4 protein-coding genes are annotated in these 5,303 nt (G+C 62.2%); all 4 read right to left on the bottom strand.

The annotated features are described in order from the left end of the window. Nucleotides 1–29: 29 nt before the first annotated feature. Nucleotides 30–215 carry a hypothetical protein gene (locus tag QZY48_RS03020; protein WP_295427527.1) on the bottom strand — a complete coding sequence of 62 codons (186 nt, stop codon included), beginning with the start codon at nucleotides 213–215 and terminating at the stop codon, nucleotides 30–32. A 238-nt stretch (nucleotides 216–453) separates the two neighbouring features. Beyond that, entirely contained in the window at nucleotides 454–1,731 is a 1,278-nt protein-coding gene (locus QZY48_RS03015) for an ATP-binding protein (RefSeq protein WP_295427524.1), read from the bottom strand. A 458-nt stretch (nucleotides 1,732–2,189) separates the two neighbouring features. Next, nucleotides 2,190–3,191 carry an MraY family glycosyltransferase gene (locus QZY48_RS03010; RefSeq protein ID WP_295427521.1) on the bottom strand — a complete coding sequence of 334 codons (1,002 nt, stop codon included), beginning with the start codon at nucleotides 3,189–3,191 and terminating at the stop codon, nucleotides 2,190–2,192. A 175-nt stretch (nucleotides 3,192–3,366) separates the two neighbouring features. Next, nucleotides 3,367–4,959 carry an O-antigen ligase gene (locus QZY48_RS03005; RefSeq protein ID WP_295427518.1) on the bottom strand — a complete coding sequence of 531 codons (1,593 nt, stop codon included), beginning with the start codon at nucleotides 4,957–4,959 and terminating at the stop codon, nucleotides 3,367–3,369. Nucleotides 4,960–5,303: the final 344 nt, after the last annotated feature.

Here is a 5,303-nt window from a genome sequence, read left to right as displayed (position 1 = left end):
GCGACAGCCCGCACGTTTCCGGGGTGATGTCAGCCGCCGACATCATCGGCCAGTGCCTGCATGTGTGTCTGGAAAGCCGCGAAAACGGTCATGTAGCGGGTGGTAACGATCTCGATCAGTTGTCTTGCCGTGTTTTCGTCAATTAAACCTTGCTGTTCGAGTCGCGACAAGGGCCGTGCTTCGGCCAAGTCTACGGCTTCGCGGGCCTCGATCAAGATTCCGGCCGCTTGGGCTCGCCGGGTGCGTAGTCAGGCCATCTTGGCCTGACACCGTCAGGGCTGGAAGCCCTGACTACGCACGCCGCTGGCCGGGATTATGATCAAGGCCGGCGTGGGGCGAGGCGTCAGGTTAAGCTCAGGGGTCAGGATTTGCGTTGAGGCTGGCGGACTCTGTGTTGCTGCAGCGGCGATGTCCGCGGCTGATTCATTCAGATATCTTTCAGCGATTGGGTATTCATCTCGGTTCCAAGCTACGGGGTAAGCTGCTGACAGAGTCCTTCGCTGACGGCTGATCGCCGACAGTCTCTCCGGGGGGCTCTGGGACAGCCGCGACCCCGGACCGGAGCTGGGCGATCTCCGACCGATTTTTTTGCAGGACCACCTGGAAAAATGTTGGATCATCGATGACTTCCGGGGGTGGAAGGCGGCGCTCGCGAAACGTCCTAAAGATCTTCTGCAGGCCCCGCCCCGCCCTTTCCGCCAGTTCATAGTCCTTGCAGAGCTGCGCGATGTTGGGGTTTCGGTAATAAGAAACGCCAGCCAGGGCATTCGCGAGCGACAAGCTGTTGGGTAAGGCTCCCGGAGAAAAGATCTCCAGCCGGTCCTCAAACAGGGAGACACGGATTTTCTGACCGTAGACCGACCAGTCACGGTGACAAAAGGCGTTGACAATCAGTTCGCGGACGGCAAAAAGTTCATATTCATGGGTATCAACACGGCGTGTCGAGGCGGCTGGAAAGTCGGACCTGACGGCCGAATGCGCCTGAACGAATTTAACCGCCGCGGTGATCGCCTCAGGCACCGGTTCGACCAGGTCCCGTTGGTCGAGCAGTACGCCGGTCCGGTCGCGGCCGGCAAAGCGAAAGAGCTGTATGCCCGCCTGCGGCAGCACGCGGGCGACGGACTTACCGAAAAACAGCGCGCCCGTGACGGTGCATTGCCCTTGGGCGTCAATCATCTGCCAGTTGGCCAAGAGCCGCTCGACACCGGTTGCATCGAATTCGAGATCGCGATACTCCTCGCAGTAGCTGCGCACACGCAGCAGGTCGATATCCGCCAGGGTGGTACCCGGCAGGGACGTCACCTCGAAATGATAGACGCCACCGGATTGCAGGAGGCGAACCAACTCCTGAGTGCTGGGCTCAATGGAGACTGAACCGATCCGGACATAGAAACGACGGGTGTTCTTGATCTGGTAGAGCTTAAAGGTGCCTTTGGGAATACGCACTTCCAAGACCTTCGCTCCGGAATCTGTGACATGCGCGTAGATATCAGGAATCACCGAGGGTTCGACCAGATTGCGGCAGATGTTGATCACCCGCTCCTCAAGGTCATGGGCCGGCGCGCCGCTGATTGTGCCGTCATCCTCGATGCCGATAAGAATACTGCCGCCCGACATGTTGGAGAAGGCGACGATTTCTTTGGCAAGGCTATCATTGCGGAAGTCCGCGCATTTGAATTCAATGGCGCTATCCTCGCCATCGCGGATGATCTCTGACAATGATTTAGACATATTCTGCTATTTTACCTTCGGCAAGGACACCCGTTACTCCTTTCCTGGCAGCGGCGTACTGTTTGCGTCCTTCGTTGCCTGCGGCACGAGGAGCAAGCCCGATCAAGTGACGCTCCCGGACACGCTACCGCCATACCGTGACATATGACGATACAGGGCCGGGCGGCTCGCCGGGGCTTGCGGGGCCTGGCTGCGCTATTGGCTCAGTTCATGGACATCCAAATCCTGCTCAACCGGCGCGCACCGCTCCAGCGGCAACGCTATGGGGCTGGCCCGGGTCTGCGGTCGGGCTTCTTCCGGCGCGCTGCAGGGCGTATCCTGTTGCCGGGCGGCACGCAGTCCCACAGGCCGCGGCCACCTTGACGCCGTTGCGGCCATATCGGTTGACGCCAAGCGATAGGGTACTACCGGGTGCCTTGTGGTCGGAACGATGATCGCGGATGAAAGAACAAAGCGATCTACTCGCTCTTCTGACTGTTGCCGTATATCCATGGCAGTCTCAGCAGGGATCGATTCCATTTCTTGTCGGTATCGTTCGAGCGTGGTGGTCGACGACGATCCCGGCAGGTGACCGGCGAGTTCGGTGGCGGGAGCATGGTGGTTGTGATTCTGTAATACAGCAGAAAGAGAGCGACGAAGGCATAGAATCCCAGATAGCAGGGCAAGTCCAGTTGGTCGCCCAGAACGCCTAGTCCACCGGTCAAGAAGGTGAGCGCCAACAGCACGCCGGTGACCTGGCCATCCGTCAAGCCGCGGCCCAGCAACAGATGGTGCAGGTGCTGGCGGTCTGCGGCGAACGGGTTGCTCCCGGAACGCAGGCGGCGGACCATGACCGTCAGGGTGTCCAATAGCGGCAGGGCCAGAATCCATACCGCCGTGATCGGTGTCATCACCGCTTGCTCGCCTTGGGACAGGTGGATCAGAAACCAACTCAGGACGAAACCGAGCATGGTGCTGCCGGCATCGCCCATGAAGATGCCGGCTCGGGCGCGCCAGGGATGGCGCAGGTTGAAGACCAGAAAGCCCGCGATGACCATGGCGAGGATCAACAGGGCACCGATATCCCCTGGGCCGCACGCGTGCGTGCTCAGGCACAGCACGAGCAGCCAGCCGGCGGCGATCAGCCCCGAACCACCCGCCAGACCATCCAACCCATCGATCATGTTGAAGGCATTGATCACGCCGACCACGGCGAACAGCGTGAACAGCACCGCCCAGTCGCCGAGGCTGAATTGGCCCAACCCAAACAGATCGTCCAGATTGCCGAGCACCACATCGCTTCCCAGCGCCATCAGCAGGACGGCGGCGGTTTGAAACAGAAAGCGCGTAGAGGCCCGGCTGGAGCGCAGATCGTCATAAAGACCAAGCAGCGTCAGCATGACCGTGCAGATCAAGAGGACCCGCCAGTCGTGAGGTTTGTCCGGCAGCAGCAAGATGCCGACGCAGAAGGCGATGCCCATGGCCACTCCCCCGACCAGCGGCACCGGACGCGGGTGGTGTTTGCGGGTAGAGGGGTGGTCCACCCAGCCCAGTGCCCGGGCCAGGGGCGTCAGCATGGCAATCAGGCCGACCGTGAGCAGAAGACTGCCCGGGAATACCAAATCCGCGAACCAACTGGGCGCACTCATGAAATTTCTATACTCCTGTACGACGACGACTGACGGCTGTCGGAGACCAAGCCCTGAAGGGATTGTTCTGATTCTCCGGTGGAATCACAAAGACCGGCGGCGCTCGGCCGCTATTCTCACCGGGCGCCTCCGGGCGGCGGCTGCGGCGCGCGGCCGCGCGGCGCGGTTGGTGAAAAAAAACGCCGGCCAGAAAGGCCGTGAACACCGCGTTGGCCGGGACTCGCAGGTTATAGTCCGCCAAGGTATGCAGCATCATCAGCAGCAAGGCCGTGCCGGCTCCAGCCTGGACGAAGCGCAACGGCGTCCATTCCCCGCTCTGCCATACCCGCCCCCACTGGCGCAGATAGAACAGCAGCCAGACTGCAACCAGTACGGCCGCGATCAAGCCGAATTCCAGCAGCCATTCCAAATAGTCGTTGTGGGCGCGGTTGATGGTGACGCCCGGCACCGCGGCCGGGTGGAACCGCCGCAGCACATCGATGAAGGTACCCGCACCGCTTCCCAACGGAAAGAACTCGCCGATGGCCTGCACGGTGGCGTCGAATATCGTCCAGCGCCCATCCTCGAACGGGTCAGCATAGGCGAACCGGTTCCATATCGGCACCAACCCGATCAGGCTGGCCAACCCAACCCCGGCGGCGGTGAAAGTGCCGATCAGGCCGTAGGTGTTACGCCCACCCAGTCGGTAGGAGAACATCAGGCTACTTAGAAGAATCCCGAGCATCGCGAGACTTATCCCCGCGCGAGACCGGGTAAAAATCAACCCCAGCAAAATGGCAAGCGAGGCCGCACCTAAGGCCGCGGTCTGGTTGATCCGGGCCACGCTGAAGCGCGCTACCCATTGACGAAGCGTAGGTTTGCGTCGGCCATGAGGTCTGCCGGCGTGCGGGGGGCGACGGTGCCCGACGGTGGCGGCCAACAGGGCCAGGCCGACCGGCAGCGCCATTTCCAGCAGGCCAGCCAGGTGATTGCGATTTCGGTAGGTGCCGGTGGCGCTGTCGGTCATCAGGGTGTTGCCGTACTGGATCAGCCCCAGGAGGGCCTCACCGGTGGCAATCCCCAAGAACACCAGCACTAATACCAGCAATCGCTCCTGGTCGAGCCGCAGCACGGCCAAGAACACGGCCAAGGGTGGCAGCAGCGCAAGCCATGCGGCCTCGGTGGTCGTCGGGATCAGCGAGATCGCCCGCCAGTTGAAACCGTCGTCGGTGTCACCCGCGAGCCGCATCGCCTCGGCATAGAAGGCGCGCCCCGGAAGTCTTGACCATAGCTCGAACGGTAACGGCACCAACTGAAAGAGGGGCAGGAGAAACAGCAGCAGCAAGAACAGGAGCGCCGGACGGGACGGCCGTCCGGGAAGGCCGACCGGTCCGGTCCGGCCATCTTCCGACCCGGCCGCCGCCGCTTGCCGGGGCATGAACAGGCCCGCGAGTAGCGCCACCGCCGCCAATTCCATGATCATCAGCGGCACCGGTCGCGATGTGCCCAGAAATAGCGGCGCGTACACCAGCAGCAGCGCGAGTCCATAAAACAGTGCCGCATCCTGGGCAGTGACGTGACGAATACCCGCCGGCCCGTGCGGTGTGAGCGCCCCGGTCATACAGCGACCGGCGGGGCGACTGGCGGGTCTGTGAAGGGGGCGTCCGCGCTGGTCCCGGCGCAACCCCTAAGCGTCGCCGACGCCCAAGACCAAGCCGCGGCCCGGGTCGCCGTACCGATTGTCACGTCGCCCCCCCGCGGGGCGGGCGATTGCCAGACCATCCTAAGCATCTTAAGGCGTCCCCCTAAGTCCTCAAATTCTAGTTTTTCCTTGCGTATTTTATGGCGCTCCCGGGCCTTCGCCAAGTTAAGGTTTTGTAAATGCCGACCTGGGCAGGCGGTAGGCAACGTCTGAGGGTGATATCCGTCGCGGCCGGGGGGCCGCTCCTACGGCGTAGGAGCGGC

The sequence above is a fragment of the uncultured Thiodictyon sp. genome, from assembly GCF_903828115.1.
Lineage (GTDB): Bacteria > Pseudomonadota > Gammaproteobacteria > Chromatiales > Chromatiaceae > Thiodictyon.
The sequence above is the reverse complement of the archived record's forward strand: the minus strand, read 5'-3'. Positions and strand labels throughout refer to the sequence as shown.

Excerpts from the sequence above, each read along its gene's own strand:
- QZY48_RS03015 (WP_295427524.1), bottom strand. The coding sequence starts at position 1,731 with ATGTCTAAATCATTGTCAGAGATCATCCGCGATGGCGAGGATAGCGCC.
- QZY48_RS03010 (WP_295427521.1), bottom strand. The coding sequence starts at position 3,191 with ATGGGCATCGCCTTCTGCGTCGGCATCTTGCTGCTGCCGGACAAACCT.
- QZY48_RS03005 (WP_295427518.1), bottom strand. The coding sequence starts at position 4,959 with ATGACCGGGGCGCTCACACCGCACGGGCCGGCGGGTATTCGTCACGTC.